At 64.9% G+C, this 22,985-nt stretch carries 18 protein-coding genes and 1 tRNA gene; 14 read left to right on the top strand and 5 right to left on the bottom strand.

Annotated features, from left to right (window positions below; translation table 11 throughout):
* The first annotated feature begins 51 nt into the window (after positions 1-51).
* Positions 52-1,542, top strand: coding sequence for an amino acid permease (locus CK489_RS24590; protein WP_198961050.1), 1,491 nt, complete (start codon positions 52-54; stop codon positions 1,540-1,542).
* 80 nt (positions 1,543-1,622) lie between these two features.
* Entirely contained in the window at positions 1,623-3,359 is a 1,737-nt protein-coding gene (gene ggt, locus CK489_RS24595) for a gamma-glutamyltransferase (protein ID WP_198961014.1), read from the top strand.
* A gap of 59 nt (positions 3,360-3,418) precedes the next feature.
* Here ggt and CK489_RS24600 read toward each other — a convergent pair whose 3' ends face one another.
* On the bottom strand, positions 3,419-3,847 hold the full coding sequence (locus tag CK489_RS24600) for a hypothetical protein (RefSeq protein WP_244486005.1): 429 nt from the start codon (positions 3,845-3,847) through the stop codon (positions 3,419-3,421).
* Positions 3,848-4,321: 474 nt separating this feature from the next.
* On the opposite strand from CK489_RS24600, the gene CK489_RS24605 reads away from it, so the two are divergent.
* From CK489_RS24605 to CK489_RS24620, 4 genes are all read left to right on the top strand, one after another.
* Positions 4,322-6,817: a penicillin-binding protein 1A gene (locus CK489_RS24605; RefSeq protein ID WP_050627026.1), complete on the top strand. Its 2,496-nt coding sequence runs from the start codon at positions 4,322-4,324 to the stop codon at positions 6,815-6,817.
* A 218-nt stretch (positions 6,818-7,035) separates the two neighbouring features.
* Entirely contained in the window at positions 7,036-7,236 is a 201-nt protein-coding gene (locus CK489_RS24610) for a hypothetical protein (protein WP_095734120.1), read from the top strand.
* Between the two features lie 183 nt (positions 7,237-7,419).
* Positions 7,420-7,493, top strand: a tRNA-Gln gene (locus CK489_RS24615).
* Positions 7,494-7,670: 177 nt separating this feature from the next.
* Entirely contained in the window at positions 7,671-8,078 is a 408-nt protein-coding gene (locus CK489_RS24620; protein ID WP_095734121.1) for a GNAT family N-acetyltransferase, read from the top strand.
* A 24-nt stretch (positions 8,079-8,102) separates the two neighbouring features.
* On the opposite strand, the gene CK489_RS24625 is transcribed toward CK489_RS24620, so the two are convergent.
* On the bottom strand, positions 8,103-8,747 hold the full coding sequence (locus tag CK489_RS24625; RefSeq protein ID WP_095734122.1) for a TetR/AcrR family transcriptional regulator: 645 nt from the start codon (positions 8,745-8,747) through the stop codon (positions 8,103-8,105).
* A 118-nt stretch (positions 8,748-8,865) separates the two neighbouring features.
* Here CK489_RS24625 and CK489_RS24630 point away from each other — a divergent pair, with 118 nt between their 5' ends.
* The gene (locus CK489_RS24630) at positions 8,866-11,151 is read left to right on the top strand and encodes an arylsulfatase (RefSeq protein ID WP_095734645.1); all 2,286 of its coding nucleotides are present in this window, start codon (positions 8,866-8,868) and stop codon (positions 11,149-11,151) included.
* Between the two features lie 5 nt (positions 11,152-11,156).
* Here CK489_RS24630 and CK489_RS24635 read toward each other — a convergent pair whose 3' ends face one another.
* From CK489_RS24635 to CK489_RS24645, 3 genes are read right to left on the bottom strand one after another with little or no spacing between them, the layout of a single operon-like run.
* Positions 11,157-11,714 (bottom strand): invasion associated locus B family protein, encoded by a 558-nt coding sequence (locus CK489_RS24635; RefSeq protein ID WP_095734123.1) that lies wholly within the window; start codon positions 11,712-11,714, stop codon positions 11,157-11,159.
* Positions 11,715-11,772: 58 nt separating this feature from the next.
* On the bottom strand, positions 11,773-14,919 hold the full coding sequence (locus CK489_RS24640) for an efflux RND transporter permease subunit (RefSeq protein ID WP_095734124.1): 3,147 nt from the start codon (positions 14,917-14,919) through the stop codon (positions 11,773-11,775).
* The gene (locus tag CK489_RS24645; protein WP_050627021.1) at positions 14,916-16,088 is read right to left on the bottom strand and encodes an efflux RND transporter periplasmic adaptor subunit; all 1,173 of its coding nucleotides are present in this window, start codon (positions 16,086-16,088) and stop codon (positions 14,916-14,918) included. The genes CK489_RS24640 and CK489_RS24645 overlap by 4 nt, the downstream gene beginning before the upstream one ends.
* A 182-nt stretch (positions 16,089-16,270) precedes the next feature.
* Between CK489_RS24645 and CK489_RS24650 the strand changes: the two genes are divergently transcribed.
* The 7 genes from CK489_RS24650 (at position 16,271) to tolA (ending at position 22,942) form a co-directional block, all read left to right on the top strand.
* Positions 16,271-16,732 carry a MarR family winged helix-turn-helix transcriptional regulator gene (locus CK489_RS24650; RefSeq protein WP_050418810.1) on the top strand — a complete coding sequence of 154 codons (462 nt, stop codon included), beginning with the start codon at positions 16,271-16,273 and terminating at the stop codon, positions 16,730-16,732.
* Between the two features lie 128 nt (positions 16,733-16,860).
* Complete coding sequence (locus CK489_RS24655; RefSeq protein ID WP_050627020.1) at positions 16,861-17,100, top strand: hypothetical protein; 240 nt, start codon at positions 16,861-16,863, stop codon at positions 17,098-17,100.
* A gap of 215 nt (positions 17,101-17,315) precedes the next feature.
* Positions 17,316-19,880, top strand: coding sequence for a TonB-dependent receptor (locus tag CK489_RS24660; RefSeq protein ID WP_095734125.1), 2,565 nt, complete (start codon positions 17,316-17,318; stop codon positions 19,878-19,880).
* Between the two features lie 20 nt (positions 19,881-19,900).
* Complete coding sequence (locus CK489_RS24665) at positions 19,901-20,590, top strand: Fe2+-dependent dioxygenase (protein WP_050627019.1); 690 nt, start codon at positions 19,901-19,903, stop codon at positions 20,588-20,590.
* Positions 20,591-20,593: 3 nt separating this feature from the next.
* Positions 20,594-21,664 carry a tonB-system energizer ExbB gene (gene exbB / locus CK489_RS24670; protein WP_095734126.1) on the top strand — a complete coding sequence of 357 codons (1,071 nt, stop codon included), beginning with the start codon at positions 20,594-20,596 and terminating at the stop codon, positions 21,662-21,664.
* Positions 21,665-21,667: 3 nt separating this feature from the next.
* Complete coding sequence (exbD, locus tag CK489_RS24675; protein WP_050627018.1) at positions 21,668-22,132, top strand: TonB system transport protein ExbD; 465 nt, start codon at positions 21,668-21,670, stop codon at positions 22,130-22,132.
* Positions 22,133-22,144: 12 nt separating this feature from the next.
* On the top strand, positions 22,145-22,942 hold the full coding sequence (tolA, locus tag CK489_RS24680; RefSeq protein ID WP_095734127.1) for a cell envelope integrity protein TolA: 798 nt from the start codon (positions 22,145-22,147) through the stop codon (positions 22,940-22,942).
* Positions 22,943-22,985 lie beyond the last annotated feature (43 nt).

Here is a 22,985-nt window from a genome sequence, read left to right on the forward strand (position 1 = left end):
CGTCGATCGCATCGGGCCGTGCGGCGGAGGGCATCAGGCGTGACGGACACCCTGAGCGGTTTCTGGGATCGAAAATCGACCTCCGAGCTGTTGCGGGAGGCGGCACGCGCCGACGGCGACGCGGAGACGCCGGCCTTCAAACGCTCGCTCTCGGCGTTGCAGCTGGTCACGCTCGGCATCGGCGGCATCATCGGCGCCGGCATTTTCGTGCTGACGGGGCACGCGGCCGCAGCCAATGCCGGCCCCGCCGTCACGCTCTCCTTCATGCTCGGTGCGGTCGCCTGCGCCTTTGCCGGCCTGTGCTACGCCGAGATGTCGTCGACCGTGCCGATCTCCGGCAGCGCCTATACTTACGCTTATGCCACGCTCGGCGAATTGATCGCCTGGATCATCGGCTGGGACCTGATCCTCGAATATGCCGTCGGCGCGATCGCGGTCTCGGTCGGATGGTCCGGCTATTTCGTCAGCTTCATGCGTGATTTCGGCATCAATCTGCCGCAGCAATTCACCTCGGCGCCGCTCGCCTACGACACCAACACCGGGGCCTGGTCGTCGACCGGCGCGGTCATCAACATCCCGGCGATGGCGATCATTGCGTTCGTCACCGCACTGCTCGTGGTCGGCATTCGCGAGTCCGCGCGCTTCACCGGCTTCGTCGTCGTGGTCAAGCTCGTCGTCATCGCGTTGTTTCTCGCCGCCGCAGCCTCCTCGGTATCGCTGGCGAACTGGGTGACGGCGGGTAATCCGGAGGGCGCGCTGATCCCGCCGAATGCCGGTCCCGGCGCATTCGGCTGGTCCGGCGTGGTCCGCGGCGCGGCGGTGGTGTTCTTCGCCTATATCGGCTTCGATGCGATCTCGACCGCAGCGCAGGAGGCGAAGACGCCGGCGCGCGACATGCCGATCGGCATCCTCGGCTCGCTCGTGATCTGCGCCGCGCTCTATGTCGCGGTCGGCTTCGTGCTGACCGGCATCGTGCCGTATGACAAGCTCAGCGTGCCGGATCCGATCGCCGTCGGCATCGATGCGGTTGGCATCGGCTGGCTCGGTCCCTTCATCAAGCTCGGCATCCTGTTCGGGCTGACGTCGGTGATCCTCATCATGCTGCTGGCGCAGCCGCGGATCTTCCGCGCCATGGCGCATGACGGGCTGCTGCCGGGCTTTGCCGCAAAGATCCACCCGCGCTTCCAAACCCCCCATGTCTCGACCATCTTCGCCGGCACCGTCGCTGCCATTCTCGGCGGCCTGCTGCCGATCGGACTGGTCGGCGAGCTCGTTTCGATCGGCACGCTGTTCGCATTCACCGTGGTCTCGATCGGAACGCTGGTGCTGCGCGTGCGCGATCCGCAATTGCCGCGCCCGTTCAAGGCGCCGGCGATCTGGCTGGTGGCCCCGGCTGCCGCCGGAACCTCGCTGTTCCTGATGTTCGGCCTGCCGCTCGACACCTGGATCAGGCTCGCGGTGTGGCTCGTGATCGGGCTGGCGATCTATGCGGCCTACGGCAGACGCCACAGCCGGCTGCGGATGCGCGGCGAGGGCCTATAGTGCGCATGCGAGCGGCCTGCTAGGTTCGCGCGCTAAGGTCGTTAAGCCGCGATAGTCGGCGCAGGTCCCGGGAGGCTTCCATGCAAAATTCAACGATGCGCGCGCGGTGGATCGCCGCCGCGATGGTTTCGATCGGCCTCGCATCGGCTGCTCCCGCGCGCGCGGCGTCGGTGGCGCCGGTCGCCGCCGAGAACGGCATGGTGGTCTCGGCGCAGCATCTCGCAACGCAGGTCGGCATCGAGGTGTTGAAGCGGGGCGGCAACGCGGTCGACGCGGCGGTTGCGGTCGGTTACGCGCTTGCGGTGGTCTATCCCGCCGCCGGCAATCTCGGTGGTGGCGGGTTCATGACCATCCAGCTTGCCGACGGCCGCAAGACCTTCCTGGATTTCCGCGAAACGGCGCCGAAGGGTGCCACCGCCAACATGTATCTCGACAAGGACGGCAACGTCATCGCAGGCCTCTCAACCAAGGGGCACCTCGCCGTCGGCGTGCCAGGCTCGGTGGCCGGCATGGAATATGCGCGCGAGAAGTACGGCACGATGAAGCGCGCGGACGTGATCGCGCCGGCGCTGCAACTCGCCGAGGACGGCTTCGTGCTGGATCAGGGCGACATCAGCATGTTCCAGACCGCGACCAAGGATTTTCAGGAGGATCCGGCCTCGGCCGCGATCTTCCTCAACAATGGCAAGCCGTTCCAGGTCGGCGAGCGGCTGACGCAGCACGAGCTCGCCGAGACGCTACGCGAAATCAGCAAGCGCGGCACCGATGGTTTCTACAAGGGCTGGGTAGGGGCGGCGATCGTCGCCTCGAGCCAGGCCGGCAAGGGCCTGCTCACCCAGGAGGACCTCGACAACTACAAGGTTCGCGAGCTCGCGCCGGTCGAATGCGACTATCGTGGCTACCACGTGGTCTCGGCGCCGCCGCCAAGCTCGGGCGGCGTCGTGATCTGCGAGATATTGAACATCCTCGAGGGCTATCCGCTGAAGGATCTGGGCTATCACTCCGCGCAGGCGGTGCATTACCAGATCGAAGCGATGCGCCACGCCTATGTCGATCGCAACAGCTATCTGGGCGACCCCGACTTCGTGAAGAATCCGCTCGAGCGGCTGCTCGACAAGAATTACGCCGCCAAGGTCCGTGCCGTGATCGACCCGACCAAGGCCGGCGTGTCCAAGGAGATCAAGCCCGGCGTTCCGCCGCATGAGGGCAGCAACACCACGCATTATTCGATCGCCGACAAGGACGGCAACGCGGTGTCGGTCACCTACACGCTCAACGATTGGTTCGGCGCCAAGGTGACCGCGGCCAAGACCGGCGTGCTGCTCAACGACGAGATGGATGACTTCACCGCCAAGGTGGGCGTGCCGAATCTGTATGGTCTGGTGCAGGGCGAGGCCAATTCGATCGTGCCGGGCAAGCGCCCGCTGTCCTCGATGAGCCCGACCATCGTCACCAGGGATGGCAAGCCGGTCATGGTAGTGGGCACGCCCGGCGGCAGCCGCATCATCACGGCGGTGCTGCTGACGATGGTCAACGCCATCGACTACGGCATGAACGCGCAGGAGGCCGTGGACATGCCGCGCTTCCACCAGCAGTGGCTTCCGGAGGCCACCAACCTCGAGAATTACACGCTGTCGCCGGATACGCGGAAGATGCTGGAAGGGATGGGCCACAAATTCGGCCCGCCGCAGCCGGCCAACCATCTCGCGGTGATCATCATCGGCGCACCGTCGCTCGGCGGCGAGCCGGTCGGCAACAACCGCTTCTATGGCGCGAATGATCCGCGCCGCAATTCAGGGCTGGCGGCCGGCTACTGATTGCCGTCGTGCGATCGCTCAGCGGCGGCAGGGCCTGCTGCCGCCGGATCGATCTCGGCTCAGGCGACGGCGCCCGATCTGCCGTCGTCGTGCCCGCTGGTCAGCAGCAAGCGCCGGCGGATCGCATCTTCGATCAGGGCCAGCGATTGCTTGGCTTCGCGGGCCTCGGCTTCGGCGGCCTGGGCGCGGTATTCGGCCGCATCGAGCTGCTCCTGCTGGGACTCGATGCGCCGTCGCGCCTCTTCGAGCGCCCGGGACGCGTCCCTCAGCTTGCGCTCGGTCGCGGCGATGATTTCGAGCTGGGCCTGTTCGGCGGCCTCGGCGCGGGCCTCGCCGGCGCGGGCCCTGTCTTCGATGCTGCGGAACAGATCCGCCGCCTGATAGACGAGGTCTAGGGCCTCGGTGCCCATCGCCGATGTGGGTGGTTTCGGAAATCCAACGATGTTCGGGTCGACGGCAAACGGCCGTTTAAAACCGCGCAGTGCCATGCAAGTCAGCCCCTCGCGAGTCGCGTGTATACCAACAACTTGCGGTAGTTATAGTTAATGGGCCGTTAATCGGATCGGCCGGCCGGCACTGTCCACCGGTTTATGATGGTGTCGTACCTGTAACGGCAACGGGGTAGTGGAAGCAGTGGGCCGGACCTGCGCTTTCCTTTCGCGACGCGCTCACCGCGCAAGCGGAGCGATTGCCGGCTGGAGCGCGTTCGGCGCACGGGCGGGCGAATCGGCGCGGGGAGGCGGGAGGCCGACGCAGTCCTGCGGAGCATTCCGCCTGGGATGGGGACCGCTGATTTGGCTGTGCGCGCGAGCCGGGCTCTATGGCATAAGTTTGACGTCTGGCACGCTTTAATTCTCCCGTGTTGAATTGCAGGTCCATGGTGCGACCGATATACCGGGCGGCCTAAGTGGCACGCAGCGCCCTCAGAACGAGCGACGTATTCGCCACGGAAAATCTGGTCGATGAAATTTCTGTTGCGGTTCTTCGGGTTCCTGTTCACCGCAGGGACCATCCTGTTCCTGGCCGGTCTGGCCGCGGTCGCAGGGCTGTTCTGGCATTTTTCCAAGGACCTGCCCGACTACTCGCAGCTCCAGAACTACGAGCCGCCGGTGATGACCCGCGTGCACGCGGCGGATGGATCGCTGCTGGGCGAGTTCGCCAAGGAGCGCCGGCTCTATCTGCCGATCCAGGCGGTGCCGAAACTCGTGATCAACGCGTTCCTCGCGGCCGAGGACAAGAATTTCTACGAGCACGGCGGCGTCGACTACACCGGCATGGCGCGCGCCGGCGTCGCCTACATCCAGAACTTCGGTTCCAACCGCCGTCCGCAGGGTGCTTCGACGATCACCCAGCAGGTCGCCAAGAACTTCCTTCTGACCAACGAGGTGTCGTTCAGCCGCAAGATCAAGGAAGCCCTGCTGGCGATGCGAATCGAGCGGGCCTATTCCAAGGACAAGATCCTCGAGCTCTATCTCAACGAAATCTATCTCGGCCTCGGCGCCTATGGCATCGCGGCGGCCTCGCTGGTCTACTTCGACAAGTCCGTCAATGAACTGACCGTTGCCGAAGCGGCCTATCTGGCAGCGCTGCCGAAAATGCCGGCCAGCCTGCATCCGGTGCGCAACCATGCGCGCGCCGTCGAGCGCCGCAACTATGTGATCGACCGCCTGCAGGAGAACGGTTGGATCACTGCTGCCGACGCCGACAAGGCGCGCAAGGATCCGCTGACCGTCACCAACCGCAGCAGCGGCGCGCACACCTTCGCCGGCGAATACTTCTCGGAAGAAGTCCGCCGCGACATCTTCGAACGCTATGGCGAGAAGAAGCTCTATGAAGGCGGCCTGTCGGTGCGCACGACGCTGGATCCCAAGATCCAGGTGATGGCGCGCAAGGCGATGGTGGCCGGCCTCGTGAACTATGACGAGCAGCAGGGCTATCGCGGCGCGATCCAGAAGCTCGATCTGTCGGCCGATTGGGGCGTGCCGCTGGCCGAGATCAAGTCGCTCTCGGACATCTCGCCATGGCGGATGGCGGTGGTGCTGGAGAGCAACGACCAGTCGGCGCGAATCGGTTTCCAGCCGGGCCGCGAGCTCGGCGGCGCCATCAGCAAGCAGCGCGAGACCGGCATCGTGACGCTGGAAGGCGTGCGATGGGCGCGGGCAACGTCCGGCCCGTACAAGGGCAAGACGCCGACCTCGGTGGCGCAGGTGCTGCAGCCCGGCGACGTGATCTACGCCGATCCGCTGTTCACTAAGGACGGCAAGCCCGTCGAGGGCCAGTACCGGCTGCGCCAGATTCCCGAATTGTCGGGCGCGATGGTGGCGATGGATCCGCACACCGGCCGTGTGCTCGCGATGGTCGGCGGCTTCTCGTTCGATCAGAGCCAGTTCAACCGCGCGACGCAGGCCTACCGGCAGCCCGGCTCGACTTTCAAGCCGATCGTCTATTCGACGGCGCTCGACAACGGCTACACCGGCTCGACCATGATGATCGACGGTCCGATCGAGATCGACCAGGGCCAGGGCAATATCTGGCGGCCGGAGAACTTCTCCACCGGCAAGTATCTGGGCCAGGTCACGCTGCGCAACGCGCTCCGCCTGTCGCTCAACACCGTGACCGTGCGCCTCGCGCAGGAAATCGGCATGCCTGTGATCGGTGAGTACGCCAAGCGCTTCGGCGTCTATGACGAGCTGCCGAACTATCTCGCCTACGCGCTCGGGGCCGGCGAGACCACGGTGATGCGGATGGCCACGGCCTATTCGATGATCGCCAATGGCGGCGTCCGCGTGAAGCCGACTCTGATCGACCGCATCCAGGATCGCTACGGCCACACCATCTTCAGGCACGACCAGCGCGAATGCCGCGGCTGCGACGCGCCGGAGGGCTGGAAGAACCAGCCGGAGCCGCAGCTCGTCGACCGCCGCGAGCGGGTGCTCGACGCGATGACCGCCTATCAGATCACCTCGCTGATGGAGGGCGTGATCCAGGCCGGTACCGGCACCGCGCTGAAGGAGGTCGGCAAGCCGCTCGCCGGCAAGACCGGTACCTCGAATGAGGCCAAGGACCTCTGGTTCGTCGGCTTCTCGCCGGACCTCGTGGTCGGTCTCTATGTCGGCTACGACAAGCCGCGCTCGCTCGGCCGCAACGCGCAGGCCGGCCACACCGCGGCGCCGATCGCGCGCGACTTCCTGAAGCTCGCGCTGGCCGACAAGCCCGCCACCCCGTTCAAGCAGCCGGTCGGCATCCGCTTGGTGCTGGTCGACGCCAAGACCGGCCTGCGCGCCACGCCTGGTCAGAACCGGGGCGTGGTGCTCGAAGCCTTCAAGCCGGGCCAGGCGCCGCCATACTATGATCCGACGCTGGTCGCCGGCACCGATGTGATCGACGGCACCCAGCAGGCAATTCCGCCGGACGCGGATCGCGCCGTGATGCGGTCAGGGACGGGCGGGCTGTACTGACGCCCGGCCGACAGGACACTCCGCCGACTGCCTTCTGTTCAGTCTCCTGCACCGCCGTGGCCACGCGGCGGTGCGGCGTTGTGTCAGGGCGCGTCATGCCGCCGAAGTTGAACGTGCCGCTCGCGGCGCCGACTCAAAATTGAGCCCTCGGAGAAGCAGGAAACGCGGCGTTCACGTTGCGTCGAAGGCGTCGGGCGCGTGTTAGGCCGTGAATCGCGATGATCAAGGCGCTGGTTGCTGTAGTTCGGGTGATTTGGACCGTTATCGTGGTTGGCGCGGCAACTCTGATGGGCGCGGTCCTTGGATGGGTGTGGCATGGCTGGATCGGTGCCATCACGCTCGGCACCATCGGATTTGGCCTTGGAGCCTTGCTTGCAGCCCGTCCTGAGCTGCTCCTTGGAGTACTCGCCGAAATGTAACACCCTTGGCCGACGGCTGATCGGCCGACAACTTTCGCGCCCATTCCACGCCATCAATGCTTGCCAAGCGTGGGACCAAGCGGGTAGAAGGTCGCTCGCGCGCGGGCGCTGATTTGGCAGGCGAACCCGCTGCACCGAGATGTCCAGTCATCCAGCTAAGCTGTTGATACCACGGACACTTCTTGGGGAATGGTGTAACGGTAGCACAACAGACTCTGACTCTGTTTGTCTTGGTTCGAATCCAGGTTCCCCAGCCAATCTGCGCCCGATGGCGAAGCCATCGTCCCAAATTCCGATGATTGCCTCTAGCAGCCTGCTGCCGACCCGCCGCGAAGCAGTGGCTGCCATCACGGCATCCAGGGTGGATTAGAGCGACGTATTCCACCATGGTCTCGCGCGCGTGGTCCTGGGTGTTGCGACAGAGGTTTAAGCTGATGGACGAGATTGTTTATGCGCGCGAGGCGTCGATTGGCATCGACGAGTTCATCGAGGTGCTGCGCCAATCGGGCCTCGGCGAACGGCGCCCGCTGGCGGATACCGAGCGGATGGCGCGCATGATCGCCAATGCCAACCTGATCGTGACGGCGCGCAAGGCGCAGCGGCTCGTCGGCGTCTCGCGCGCGCTGACCGATTTCGCTTATTGCTGCTATCTGTCGGACCTTGCGGTCGATCTGGCGCATCAGGGGCACGGCATCGGCAAGCGCCTGATTGCGGAAACGCGGCGCCTCGCCGGACCTGAATCGATGTGCCTGTTGCTGTCGGCGCCGGACTCGATGGGATTCTACAAGTCGATCGGCATGCCGCAGCCGGACAACGCGTTTCTCTACAAGCGCGAGCGATAGCGGCCGGCAGAGGCCCGCGGCGCGCTATCTCATCTCCTCCTTCAGCAGCAGCGCAAGGCAGCCCGCCAGCCGCCGCTCGATCTCCCTGTCGCGCAGCGACAGCGGCCCGGGATCGTTGAGGATCGCGTTGACCAGCGTGCCGAGCACGACCTGGAAGCCGAAGGCAATGGCGCCGGTCTTCGCTGCCTTGCGGCCCTTGCCCATCGCCGGCAGCAGCAGCGGGGTGGCGTGCTCGGTGGTCGCGCGCGCGAGGCCCTTGAAGGGGGTCCACTTGTCCGGCCTGGTGCCGTCGTGCTGGAGCGCGGCGCGCAGCACGCCTTCATGGGCGCGGATCCAGCCGACGACACCCGACACGACGAGTCGGCAGCGGTCGTCGAGCGCGACATCGCCGGCGGGATTGTCCATCCGGGCGAGGTGGCGCGCGCCGTCCTGCGCCGCCAGCGCGATCAGCGCGTTGAAATAAGCTTCCTTGTTCTCGAAGCGGCTGTAGAAGGCGCCGACGGTGGCGCCGACCTTGGTACACAGGGCTTCGATCGACAACTCGGCGAGGCTTCTCGTCCGCAATAGTTCGGCGCCCGCCTCGAGCAGCGCCAGCGTCGTCTCGCGGCTGCGCTTCTGGCGCGAGGGGGTGACGCCGGGAAGGTCGAACTGGGCTGAAAGCCGCGGCATTTGCGCTTGCGTCTCCTGGTTTTCATAATCATAATTCGGATTATCATTTCAGGCAATCCGGCCGCACCGTGCCGGAACCGTGCAGCGGGTCAGCCGCGGCGAGGACAGGGAGAGCGCCATGAGCGAGCATCGCCGGCCGCCGTTCGGCGGCAGCATCGGCAAGACGGTTGCGACCTCGAAGCCGTGGTGGCCCGATGCACGTCAGCCGCCGGCCGGCGCGCCGAACATCCTCGTCGTGCTGTTCGACGATGTCGGCTTCTCCGATTTCGGCTGCTACGGCTCACCGATCCGGACGCCGACCATCGACCGGCTCGCCGCCGAAGGCCTGCGCTACAGCGGCTTCCACACCACCGCGATGTGCTCGACCACGCGCGCGGCGCTGCTCACCGGGCGCAACCACCATTCGGTCGGCGTCGGCTGCCTCGCCAATTTCGATTCCGGCTATCCGGGCTATCGCGGCAAGATCGCGCGCGAGGCGGGGACGCTTGCCGAGATGTTGCGGCCGCACGGCTATCGCAACTACATGGTCGGCAAGTGGCACGTCACGCCGCTGACCGAGAGCGGCGCCACGGGGCCGTTCGACGGCTGGCCGCTCGGCCGCGGCTTCGATCGCTTCTACGGCTTCCTCGACGCGGAGACCGATCAATATGCGCCGGAGCTGGTGTCCGACAACACGCAGATCAATCCTCCGGGCACTTTCGAGACCGGCTATCATCTGACAGCCGATCTGGTCGACCAGTCGATCCGCTTCATCGCCGATCATCTGGCCGATCGTCCCGACCTGCCGTGGCTAACCTGGCTTGCACCCGGCGCCTGCCACGCGCCGCATCAGGCGCCGGCCGATCTCATCAGGAGCTATGACGCAACCTTTGCCCACGGCTGGGACATCGAGCGCGAACTGCGGATGGCGCGGCAGAAGGCGATGGGGCTGGTGCCGGAAGCCACCAGGATGCCGGCGCGAAACGACGGCGTGAAAGCGTGGGACGAGCATTCCGCCGACGAGCAACGCGTCTTCACGCGGTTGCAGGCGGCCTATGCCGGCATGCTGGATCATGCCGACCAGCATCTGGCGCGGCTGATTGCCTTCCTCGACAAGGCCGGCATTCGCGACAACACGCTGATCATCGTGATGTCCGACAACGGCGCAAGCCAGGAGGGCGGGCCGCTCGGATTCGTCAATGCGATGGGACCATACAATTTCCGGCCCGAGCCGCTGCCGGTGAAATTGCAGCGGATCGACGATATCGGCGGGCCCGATACCCACTCCAATTTTCCGCACGGCTGGGCGATGGCCTCGAACACGCCGCTGCGGCGCTACAAGCAGAACACCCATGGCGGCGGCATCCGCGATCCCTTCGTGATGAGCTGGCCGAAGCGGATCAAGGCGAGGGGCGAACTGCGCCATCAATTTGTGCACGCCTGCGACCTGACGCCGACGCTGCTCGATCTGATCGGCATCTCCGCGCCGGGGGAGATCGCGGGTTGTCCGCAAATGCCGCTCGAAGGCGAGAGCTTCGCGCGCTCGATCGACGACGCCTCGGCACCGTCGAAGGCATCGGCGCAATATTTCGAGATGTTCGGCCATCGCGGGCTCTGGAAGGACGGCTGGAAGGCGGTGTCGTTTCATCCCTCCGGCACGCCGTTCGAGAACGACAAGTGGGAGCTCTATCATCTCGACCGCGACTTCTCCGAGGTCGATGACCTCGCAACGAAGGAACCCGAGCGTCTGGAGCAGATGACAAAACTGTGGTGGAGCGAGGCCGAGGCGCACAACGTGCTGCCGCTCGACGATCGTTTCGGTCCGCGCTTTGCCGAGAACGCGGCGCGCTTTCATGGCGCACGGACCAGGTTTACGTTTCATGCCGGCATGGGGCACGTGCCGACCGACGTCGCGCCCGATGTCCGCAGCCGCAGCTACACTATCGAGGCGCATGTCGAGATCGCCGACGGCGCGAGCGGCGTGCTGATCGCGCATGGCGACGCCACCTCGGGCTATAGCCTGTACATCAAGGATGGCTTTCTGGTGCACGATCTGAATGTCGGCGGCGGCCATGAGCTCGTGACATCCAGCCGCAAGGTGCCTGCGGGCGCGCACCGGCTCGGCGTCCATGTCGAGCGGTTGCTGCGCGGGGAGGCGCCGGCCAAGGGCGCGCGGACTGGCGTCACCGAATACACGCTGACGATCGATGGTGAGCCTGCGGGATCGATGCAGACCCAGCTCGGCTTCCACAATTTCATCTCGTGGTCCGGGCTCGACATCGGACGCGATCCCGGCAGCCCGGTCTCGCACTATGCAGCGCCGTTCGAATTCACCGGCAAGCTCTTGCAGGTGACGGTCGTCATGCGTGACGACCAGAAGCTCGATGGTGATGGCGTCGGGACCGCGCAGATGGCGCGGCAGTAGCAACCTTACTTGATCTTGTCGTAGACCGTCGCGAAGTCGGCGAGCGGCATCGGGATGCTGATGGTTTCCTTGCCGAGATTCTGGAACGCGATCTTGAGCTGCTTGCCCGATTTCAACTGGGTCAGGACGTCGGCCGCGATCGGCGCATTGATGTAGCAGCCGCGCGCTTCGCAGGTCTGGATCGGCACGTCGACCGCCTTGCCGTCGTCGACCTGCAGCTTGGCGCCGGCCGGCAGGTTCAGGCCGAGCGGCAGCTGGATCAGCGCAACCGGGGTGCGGGTGTCGCCGGGAACGCGGATATTGACCAGCACGATGAGCTGGCCGGTCTTGGTGAGAACCGCGGTCTGTTCCATCGCGCATTCGAGCGGCGCGTCGCGGCTCGCGCTGGTGCAGCGCGCGACCCAGCCGGTATTGTTGCCGGATGCATCGCCTTGAGGCGCGGCGGGAGCGGCGGCCGGAACCGGTGCGGGCGCAGTCTTGCCCTTGGGCGTCTGGGCGTGGCCAAGGCCGGCTGCGCCGACCACGGTGAACAGGGCGAGAAGCGACTTTGCGACAATCTTCACGATACCGGCTCCGAAATGAACATCCTTCGGGTGTGCCGGTATGGGGTGAAAAGTCAAGTCACTCGGCGGCCTGCTTGACCGATCGGTCTTCGCCATCGTCGGCGTCGTGGTCAGCGCGCGGCGAGCGGCCCCAATTCGCGAACGCATTGGAGAGCCTGTCGAGATAGAGATAGACGACCGGCGTCGTGAACAGCGTCAGCGCCTGGCTGACGATCAGGCCGCCGACCATGGCGTAGCCGAGCGGCTGGCGGATTTCGGAGCCGGTGCCGGTCCCGAGCATCAGCGGCACGCCGCCGAGCATTGCGGCCATCGTCGTCATCATGATCGGGCGGAAGCGGAGCAGGGCAGCCTGACGGATCGCCGCCACCGGCTCCATGTGCTGGTCGCGCTCGGCGGCGATCGCGAAGTCGACCATCATGATGCCGTTCTTCTTCACGATGCCGATCAGCAGGATGATGCCGATCAGCGCGATCAGCGAGAAGTCGAAGCCCGCGGCCATCAGGATCGCCAGCGCGCCGACGCCGGCCGAGGGCAGCGTCGACAGAATGGTGATCGGGTGGATGTAGCTCTCGTAGAGGATACCGAGGATCAAATAGACGACCACGAGCGCCGCCAGAATCAATAGCGGCACGGTCGACAGCGATTGCTGGAACGCCTGCGCGGTGCCCTGGAAGCTCGAGCTCAGGGTCGGCGGGGCGCCAAGGTCGATCATGGCCTTCTGCACTGCTTCGGTCGCCTGGCCGAGCGCGACACCCTGCGCCAGGTTGAACGAAATGGTGATCGCCGGGAACTGGCCCTGGTGGCTGATCGACAGCGGCCGCACCGGCACGGTGGTCCATTTCGCGAAGGTCGACAGCGGCACCTGTTCGCCGGTCAGCGGCGACTTGATGTAGATGTTGTTCAGCGTGTCGATCGAGCCCTGCAGCTCCGGCAGCACCTCGAGGATGACGTGGTAGCTGTTGAGCTGGGTGAAGTACTGCGTCACCTGGCGCTGGCCGAACGCGTCATAGAGCGTGTCGTCGATCAGCTGCGGCTGGATGCCGTAGCGCGAGGCGGTGTCGCGGTTGATCTTCAGCTCGACGGTCGTCCCGTTGGTCTGCTGGTCGGTGGCGACGTCGCGCAGCTGCGGCAGCGTCTGCATCTTGCCGAGGATCTTCGGCGCCCATTCGTTCAGCTCGGCGAGGTTGGCGTCCTGCAACGTGAACTCGAACTGGGTACGGGTCGGGCGGCCACCGAGGCGAACGTCCTGCGCGGCCTGCATGAACAGCCGGGCGCCGAGCACCTTCTCCAACTTCGGCCGAAGGCGAGCGATGATCTGCTGCGCGTTGGCATCGCGCTCGTTCAGCGGCTTGAGCGTGATGAACATGTTGCCGTTGTTGCCGGCCCGGCCGCTGCCGCCGATCGCCATCGCAACCGTCGCCACGCCGGGATCCTGCATCACGATCTTGCTGAGCTGCTCCTGCTTGCCCTTCATTTCAGCGAAGGAGATGTCCTGGTTGGCCTCCGAGGTCGCGGTGATCAGACCGACGTCCTGCTGCGGGAAGAAGCCCTTCGGGATGATGACGAACATGTAGATCGACAGCGCCAGCGTCGCGAAGAAGATCATCAGGGTGGTGAACTTCCAGCGCAGCGCAAGGTCGAGCCCGCTCTGATAGCCGCGCAGCATGGCGTCGAAGCCGCGCTCGCTGAGCTTGTAGAGACGGCCGTGCCTCTCCTCGTTGTGGGCGCGCAGGAAGCGCGAGGCCATCATCGGCGTCAGCGTCAGCGACACGAACATCGAGACGAAGATCGTCATCGCCAGCACGACAGCGAATTCGCGGAACAGGCGGCCGATGATGCCGCCCATCAGCAGCAACGGAATCAGCACCGCGACCAGCGAGATGCTGATCGAGACGATGGTGAAGCCGATTTCCTTGGAACCCTTGAAGGCGGCCGCCATCGGCCGCTCGCCTTCCTCGATGTAGCGGCTGATGTTCTCCAGCATCACGATGGCATCGTCGACCACGAAGCCGACCGCGATCGTGAGCGCCATCAGCGATAGATTGTCGAGCGTGTAGCCGAAGATCCACATCAGCGCGCAGGCGCCGAGCAGCGCCAGCGGCACCGTCACGGCAGGGATCACGGTCGCCCAGAAGCTGCGCAGGAAGACGAAGATCACCATCACGACCAGGAAGATGGTCAGCATCAGGGTGAACTGGACGTCCTCCACCGCGGCGCGGATAGTGGTGGTGCGGTCGGAGATGACCTCGATCTTGACCGCCGGTGGAATGGCTGCGACCAGCCGCGGCAGCGCCGCCTTGATCTTGTCGACGGTGTCGATGACGTTGGCGCCGGGCTGCTTGAAGACGACGAGGAACACGCCGCGCTTGCCGTTGGCCCAGGCAGCCTGCTTGGCGTCCTCCGGCCCGGTCACGGCTTGACCGATGTCGCGGATCCGCAAAGGTCCGCCATTGCGGTACGCGATGATGACGTCGTTCCAGGGCTCCGCCGTGAGCAACTGGTCGTTGGCATAGATGGTGTAGGCGCGGGTGGCGCCGTCGATATTGCCCTTCGGGCTGTCCACGGTTGCGATGTTGATCGCTGCGCGGACGTCCTCCAGCGACAGGCCCTTCGCGACCAGCTTGGCCGGGTCGATCTGGACGCGGACCGACGGCTTCTGCTGGCCGCCGATGATGACCTGCGCGACGCCGGAGATCTGGCTGATCTGCTGCGCAAGCTGGGCGTCGACGGAATCGCTGACCGTGGTCAGCGGCAGCGTGTCTGATGTCGCCGACAGCAGCATGATCGGCGCGTCCGCCGGATTGACCTTGCGATAGGTCGGCGGCGAGGGAAGGTTCTTCGGCAACTGGCCGCTGGCGGCGTTGATCGCGGCCTGCACGTCGTTGGCGGCGCCGTCGATCGAGCGGTTGAGGTCGAACTGGATCGTGACCGACGCCGTGCCGAGATAGCTCGTCGAGGTCATCTGCGCGATGCCGGGGATCTGCGCGAACTGGCGCTCCAGCGGCTGGGCGACCGAACTCGCCATGGTCTCCGGGCTGCCGCCCGGGAGCGTCGCGGTGATCTGGATGGTCGGGAAGTCGACTTGCGGCAGCGGCGCCACCGGAAGCAGGGGATAGGCAACGAGGCCGACAAACAGGATGCCGGCCATCAGCAGCGAGGTGCCGATAGGGAAGCGAATGAATGGTGCGGATATTCCGTCGCTCATTCCTGCGTAACCTTCGACTGGGACTGGTCCGAGCTCGCCACCGCCGTCGTCACCAGGGTTCCCGGCGAGACCTTGTACTGGCCCGCGGTGATCACCTGCTGTCCCGGCGACAGGCCTTCGTCGATCACCGACTTGCCGTCGATCGACTGGCTGACCTTCAACTTGCGAAGCTCGGCCTTGTTCTCCTGATTGACTGAATACGCGTACAGGCCTTCGGTGCCATGCTGCACCGCGTCATCCGGCACGACGGTGGCATCCTTCAAGGTTCGGACCAGGAGCCGGGTCGAGACCGACTGGCCCGGCCACAGCGCATGGTCCTTGTTATCAAACACCGCCTTCAGCCGGACAGTCCCGCTCGTGGTGTCGACCTGATTGTTGATCAGCGCCAGGGTTCCGGTCGACAGCACCCGCTTGCCGTCGGTGGTCAGGGCAATGGTCTTGGGCGGCGCCACGGCCAGCGCCGCCTTGATGTCGGGCAGCTGGTCTTCCGGCGCGGTGAAGATCACGGTGATCGGCTCGATCTGGGTGATCGTCACGATGCCGGTCTGGGCCGAGGCGTTGACGATGTTGCCGATGTCGACCAGTCGCAGGCCGACGATGCCGTCGATCGGCGACTTGACGGTGGTGTAGTCGACCTGGGTCTGCGCGTTGAAGATGGCGGCTTCGTCGGCCGCGATCTGCGCCGTCAGCTGGGCCACGGTGGAGCGCTGGGTGTCGAGCTGCTGGCGGGTCGCGAACTCGCCGAGCTTGGTGTAGCGTTGCAGGTCGAGATTGGCGTTGGCGAGGTTGGCCTCGTCTTGGGCCTTCTTGGCCTTGGCCTGGTCGAGCGTCGCCTGATAAGGCCGCGGATCGATCTCCACCAGCGTGTCGCCGGCCTTGACGAACTGGCCTTCCTTGAAAGCGATCTTGGTGATCTGGCCGTCGACCCGGGTGCGAACCTGGACGGTGTTGAACGCCTGCACCGTGCCGAGACCGGTCAGGTAGACCGGGAAGTCGGCCTTCTCGACCGGCGAAATCTTGACCGGAACGGCCGGACGTTGCTGGGCGGCACGCTTCTGCGCAGCCTCAGCCGCCAGCTTGTTGTCGGAATATTTTTGCCAGCCGAAATAACCGGCGGCGCCAACCGCAGCGATCACTAAAACCCAACCGATGGTGCGTGACTTTGACATGCGGACTCTTGGGTTCGACGTAACAATAAAGGGCGATCGAAACGGTTCACAGAGCTTGCGGATATAATATGCGTGCACTTAATGTGTAAACACACCAAGGCTTGAGAATCCTAAACATTTGGAAAGGTTTAGGTCAGAAACGAGCAGAAACATTCCGGCTGGAAAACGCACCGAGGACCCCTATGTCGCTCGACCTCAAACGCCAGTTCATTGCGCAGCTCGTCGAGAGTTCCAGGCTGCTGCGCAATTATATCGATCATCGCGCCAAGGCGCGAGGCACCACCCGCGCTCAATGGATCGTGCTCTTCCGTCTGCGTGAGCAGGAAGGACTGTCCCAGGTTGACCTTGCCGACGTCCTCGAATTGCAGCCGATCTCGCTGGTGCGGCTGCTTGACCGGCTGGTCGAGCATGGCCTGCTCGAACGCCGTCCCGACCCCAGGGATCGCCGCGCCAATCGCCTGTTCCTGACCAGGACCGGGCGCCGCCTCGTCGACGATCTCGACAGTCTGCGCGATGCGATCGCCGGCGACGTGCTGCGCGACGTCTCGGACCGGCATGTCGAAAGCGGCCTCGCCACGCTTCGCGAGGTCAAGGATCGCATCAAGGCGCTTGGCGAGGACGCCGAGCACATCGCCGCGAAATAGCGCGCGTCTGGTAGCGCGCAGTCCTGCGCTCGACCCCTTCATCGGCTCGCGGCTTGCGCGACGCGGTTGAAACGCCGCGGGATGTCGTTCATATCGCGCAGCGACGATGCGAGAGGATGAGGGCCGCGATGGATGAGTTGAACGGACGCATGATGGCTTGCCAGATCCTGGTCACTGGATTGATCGCGCGCGTCGCCAACGAGCAGCGCGACCCGCTGCGTTTTCTCAGTGACTTCCGCGACGAGATCAAAGCGGTCGTCAACGGCGTCAATATTGCCGGCCTCGAGAACAGCGACCGTGTGCGGCAGGTCGCGCAGCGGACCATCGACGAGCTGTTTTCGCTGATGAAGCCGCCAAGCGCCGAGTGATTGTCGGCCGCAGTTTAGAATCGTTATTAGAACGCTTAAAAACTAGAGTTTAGAACGATTTCAAACCACAGATTAGAATCCCTTTGAACTGGGGCGATTCAAGCAAACTGTGGCGCTGATCGCATTGATAAAAAAGGTCACGCTCGATAACCGGAGGAGACAGTTCGTCGCAGGAGATTTCGCGACGAATTTGGTTTCTGGGGGCGTGCAAGACAATGAGCAATGTGAAGGCGCCGAGATCGCTGCGCTTCGAAGCAGCAATCGGCTCGGCTGATGATACGGGTTATTCCGCCACGAAGGTCTCCGCAGTCGCGAGCCTGATCGCGGTGGCGTCGTTTTCGGGCGCCGAAGCGCAGCAGACCAACCTGCCGCCGGTGAATGTCGATGCTCCGGTCGCGCGCCCGCGGCCCGTCTCCTCCAAGCCGACGTCGGACCAGGTCCGCGCCCGCAACGCGCTGCGCCGCGCGGCACGCCGCACCAACCAGCAGGCCCAGCAGGCGCCGGTGCCGTTTCCCAACGCCGGCGGTCTTCCCGCTGACCGCGACCGCTACGCGGATCCGGCCGCGCCGTACAAGGGCGACCGCTTGCAGGCATCCGGGAAATATCCCGAGCCGATCCTGAATACGCCGAAGTCGGTGACGGTGCTGACCAAGGACGTGCTCGAGGACAAGAACGCGACCTCGCTGAAGTCCGCAATCCTGTCGACGGCCGGCGTCACGCTCGGCACGGGCGAGGGCGGCAACGCGTTCGGCGACCGCTTCTTCATTCGCGGCTTCGATGCCCGCAACGACATCTTCATCGACGGTGTGCGCGACGCCGGCGTCAGCGTCCGCGAGAACTTCTTCACCGAGCAGGTCGAGATCCTGCGCGGCCCTGGCTCGTCCTTTGCCGGCCGCGGCACCACCGGCGGCGCGATCAACATCGTCACCAAGCAGGCGACGACGGAGAACAGCTTCTACAACATGGACACCACGTTCGGCACCGATCGCACCAAGCGGGTGACGCTCGATGTCAACCAGGTGATCAGCCCGACGCTGGCGATCCGCGCCGGCGGCCTGTTCCAGGATGCCGGCGTCGCCGGCCGCAGCTACGTCACCGACAACCGCGACGGCGCGTTCGTCGCCGGCACGTGGAACCCGGTCGATGCGGTGAAGATCACCGGCAATTACATCCACACCGAGCTCACCGGCATCCCGGATTTCGGCGTGCCGTACTACCGGCCTAGCACCGCGAGCACGGCCGGCGGCCCGTTCCCGGACTTCGGCGTCAACCGCAATAATTTCTACGGCTTCGTCAATCGCGACTTCTTCAGGACCGGGCAGGACATCGGCACGATCAACGCCGAGGTGCAGGTCACGCCTGACCTCGTGATCAGCAACAAGATCCGGGAGTCGCGCTCGACCCAGAACTACATCGGCACGCTGCCGGAATCGCCGGTGCTGACCAATCCGCTCTCGGCCTCGACGCTCAGCCTCAATCCGCAGAGCCGCTACCAGGTCACTGACGTGTTCGCCAACCAGACCGAGGCGACCTACAAGTCGGTCGACGGTCTCGGCTTCAAGCACACCACGACGGCCGGCGTCGAATACGACAACGAGCGGTCTTCGATCGACAAATATCTCGGGCTGAGCTCCGAAGTGACGACTGGCACATCGGCTTTCACGGGAAGCGGATCTCTCTCCGGCGTTAGCGTGTTCAATCCGCAATACACCAACATTCCGTTCCAGATTCCGTCAGGGCTATCCGGTCAGGCGACCAAGATCGGCATCGACACGGTCAGCGGCTACGTCATGGATACCGCGAACTGGAATGATTTCGTCATTCTCAATGGCGGCGTCCGTTACGACGACTACCAGCTCACGACGTCCGGATACGGCACGGTGAACGGCGTCAGCACATTCGGCAAGCAGTCGGCCGATTTCGGGATGCCGAATTTCAACGTCGGCCTCACACTGAAGCCGCTGCCGAACGGCAGCGTCTATGCGGCCTATGCGACCTCGTCCAACCCTGTCGGCGCCGAGTTCGACGGCACCAGCACCGCCTATGGCGGCATCAATCCGGTTCTCAACGGCGGCAATACCCAGATCTTCGGGCCGGAGAAGAACAAGGCCATCGAGGTCGGCACCAAATGGGAGCTGTTCGACCGGCATCTCCTGGTGACGGCCGCGCTATTCCAGACCGAGAAGGAAAACGCGCGCGAAGCGCAGAACGTCGGCAGCACCACCGCAGCCGCGGCGATCCCGGGTTGCGTCTATCCGGCCGGAACGACCGGCAACGTCTCCTGCATCACGGCGGGTGCAGCCTATCGCATCCGCGGCATCGATCTCGGTGTCGGCGGCAAGATCACCGACAAGTGGAGCGTGTTCGGTGGCCTCGTGCTGATGCAATCGGAAGTGACCAGGTCACTGGCACCGCCGGCCAACACGATCCTGTATTCGAGTAATGTCGGGCTGCCGCTCGCCAACGTCGCGCATCAGTCGTTCAGCATGTTGACGAAGTACCAGCTCACCGACATGTGGGAGCTCGGCGGGCAGGCGGTGTACCGCTCCAAGGTCTATGGCGGCACGCTGCTGGCGGCGAACCAGGGCACGTCGATCCCGAGCTACTGGCGCTTCGACGCCTTTGCCGAGGCCAAGATCGACAAGCACTGGACCATGAAGCTGTTCGTCAACAACATCTTCGACAAGCGTTACTACGACGCGCTGTACCAGAGCGCAGCACCCTTCGTGCTCGAGGCGCCAGGACGCGCTGCGTATCTGGTTGTGTCTGCGCGTTACTGACGGAGGCCTCGCGGCACAAGATGCTGGTCTGTATTCCCAACGTATTGAGCAAGGCTGATGTGGCGGACTTCCGCCGCATCATGGAGCAAGCCGAATGGGAAGACGGCCGCTCGACCGCGGGGGCTGCCTCCGCGATGGTCAAGCGCAACGAGCAGTTGCCGCCCGACAGCGAGGTCGCGCGGCAGCTCGGCAACCGGGTCCTGTCGGCGCTGTCGGCAAGCCCGCGCTTCATCTCGGCGGCGATCCCGCTTCGAATCTTTCCACCCTTGTTCAACCGCTACGCAGCAAGCGACGGGCACCATTTCGGCCTGCATGTCGACAATGCGGTGCGGGGCGACAGGCTGACGGGCTTGCGGATCCGCACCGACCTGTCGGTCACACTGTTTTTATCGGAGCCGGAAGACTATGATGGCGGCGAGCTCGTCATCGAAGACCTCTACGGATCGCACGAAATCAAGCTGCCGGCAGGCGATCTCGTGGTTTATCCTGCGTCCAGCTTGCATCTGGTCACGCCGGTCACGCGGGGGACCCGGGTAGCGTCTTTTTTCTGGCTGCAGAGCATGGTACGGGATGCCCACGCGCGCAGCCTGATCTTTGATCTCGACACCGCGATCCAGGCTCTGGTGGAGCGGCTGGGGCGCGATGACCCTGAAACGGTCAAATTGACCGGGATTTATCACAACCTGATCCGTCACTGGGCTGAAGTGTAACTGATGATGACATTCAAGTTCCCCGTTGCATCCGCCATGATCGCCTCGCTGGCGATGCTGTTGCTGGCCGCGCCGTCTTCGGCGCAGCAGCAAACGGCGCCTGCCGCGCAGCCCGTGACCCGGCCCCAGCCCGCAGCCGTGGCCCAACCGCAGGCGGTGCAGCCTGCAGCGGCTCAGCCTGCGACGGCCCAGCCTGCTACTGCTCAGGCCGCGCCGGCAGCCCAGCCGGCGACCGCAGCGCCGCAAGCACAGGTGACACCGGCCGCTGCGGCTCCGGCACCGGCGGCGCTCGATGTGTCATCGGGCGCGCCTGCGAGCGGCGATGGCAAGGCGCTGAAATCGACCGCGACCGGCCTGCACGAATTGTCGCCGTGGAATATGTTCTTGAACGCCGACATCATCGTGAAGGCGGTGATGCTCGGTCTTGCGTTCGCATCGCTCGTGACCTGGACGGTGTTCATCGCCAAGATGGTCGAGCTGACCGTCGCGCAAAGCAAGCTGCGCGGCGCGCTCGCCAAGATCGCTGAATCGCGCTCGCTCGCCGAAGCGCAGTTCGCGCTAGGCGCCAAGGGCACCGTGCTGTCGTCGTTCATCGGCGCGGCGATGCGCGAGGGGCGCCTGTCGGCGGGCATCTCGAGCGATGCCGGCATCAAGGAACGCGCGGCCTCGAGCTTTGCCGAGATCGTGCGCGCCGAAGCCCGCAAGATCCGCATCGGCATGGGCCTGCTCGCGACCATCGGCGCAACGTCGCCGTTCGTCGGCCTGTTCGGCACCGTCTGGGGCATCATGAACAGCTTCATCGGCATTTCGAAGTCGCAGACGACGAACCTTGCCGTGGTGGCGCCGGGCATCGCGGAAGCGCTGCTCGCAACCGCGATCGGCCTCGTCGCGGCGATCCCCGCGGTCATCATCTACAACCATTTCTCGCGCGTCACGAAGGTCTATCTCGAGCTCGTCAACCGCGCCTCGGGCGCCGCGGGGCGGCTGCTGTCGCGCGATCTCGATCGCACCCATGGCAGCATTCCCGGCGAGGTTCCGCGCAGCGCGCACGGGCGCGCCGCCGCGGCGGAGTAGGCGATGGCAGTCTCGATCTCCGAGAACGACGGCGACGACGATTTCGCGGAATCCCACGAGATCAACGTCACGCCGTTCATCGACGTGATGCTGGTGCTGCTGATCATCTTCATGGTGGCGGCACCGCTCTCGACCGTCGACCTGCCGATCGATCTGCCGACCTCCAGCGCGACGCCGCAGAAGAAGCCGGACAAGCCGACCTATCTCAGCATCAAGCCGGACCTGACGTTGGCGATCGGGGAGAACGCAGTGAAGCGGGCCGACCTGATCAATTCGCTGGATGCGGTGCCCGACATGAGCCGGGACAAATACGTGTTCCTGCGCGCCGATCGCATGGTGCCCTATGGCGAGCTGATGGGCGTCATGGAGCTGTTGCGCGCCGGCGGCTACACGCATGTGAAGCTGGTCGCGCTCGAGGGCGTGCCGGGCGCGCCCGCGGCCCCGCAGGCCGAGCCGGCCAAACCCTGACGGCGATCAGCGATGTCCACCAACCCCGATCTCGATCTGCGGACGTCGAAGCGGCTCTGGGTGATCGCCGCGGTGACGGCGGTCGGGCTGCATCTGGGCGGCGCGGCGCTGGCGCTGACGAATTTGCGCGGCGACGACGGCGACGAGGGGCTTGGTGCTGCCGGCGCGGAGTACGCCGTCGAGCTTGCGTCCGCGACCGACGAGGATAACCCGGCGCCCCCTGGACCGGAGGACCGTGCGCAGGAAGCTTCGCCGGAAATGACCCAGCAGAAGGCGGAGGTCAAGGAGACCGATCTTCCGCAGGCCAAGCCGACCGAAACTGAGGACGCCGATCGCCTCGTCACGGAAGACAATAGCAAGAAGCCGAAGGAGGACGAGGCGCAGGTCGCCAAGGTTCAGACCGAGACGAGCGAGGCCGCCGAGCAGCACCAAGACCAATCGCCAACCAAGCTGGAAGACGCTTCGCGTCAGTCGGAGACGACCAAGGCGCCCAATCCCGGGATCGGCAAGGACAAGTTCGCGCTGACCGCCAAATGGGGCAAGAAGATCAGCGCCTATCTCGACTTGCACAAGAAATTCCCGGAGAACAGCAAGACCAAGGAGGGCAAGGTGAAGCTTGCCCTGGTGCTCAATCGCCTCGGCAAGGTCTTGTCCGTTGCGGTGATGGAAACGTCCGGGGATGCCGCGTTCGACGACGCAGCGGTCTCGATGGTCCACCGCTCCGATCCGGTGCCGGCGCCGCCGGCCGGACTGACCGAGGACCAGTTCTCCTTCACACTTCCCGTCACGTTCAACAAACCGAAGAAGTAGCTGTCGTCATTCCCCGATGCGCAATTGTGCATCGGGGAATGAC

This window comes from Bradyrhizobium sp. UFLA03-84, assembly GCF_002289535.1.
GTDB classification, from domain to species: Bacteria; Pseudomonadota; Alphaproteobacteria; order Rhizobiales; family Xanthobacteraceae; genus Bradyrhizobium; species Bradyrhizobium viridifuturi.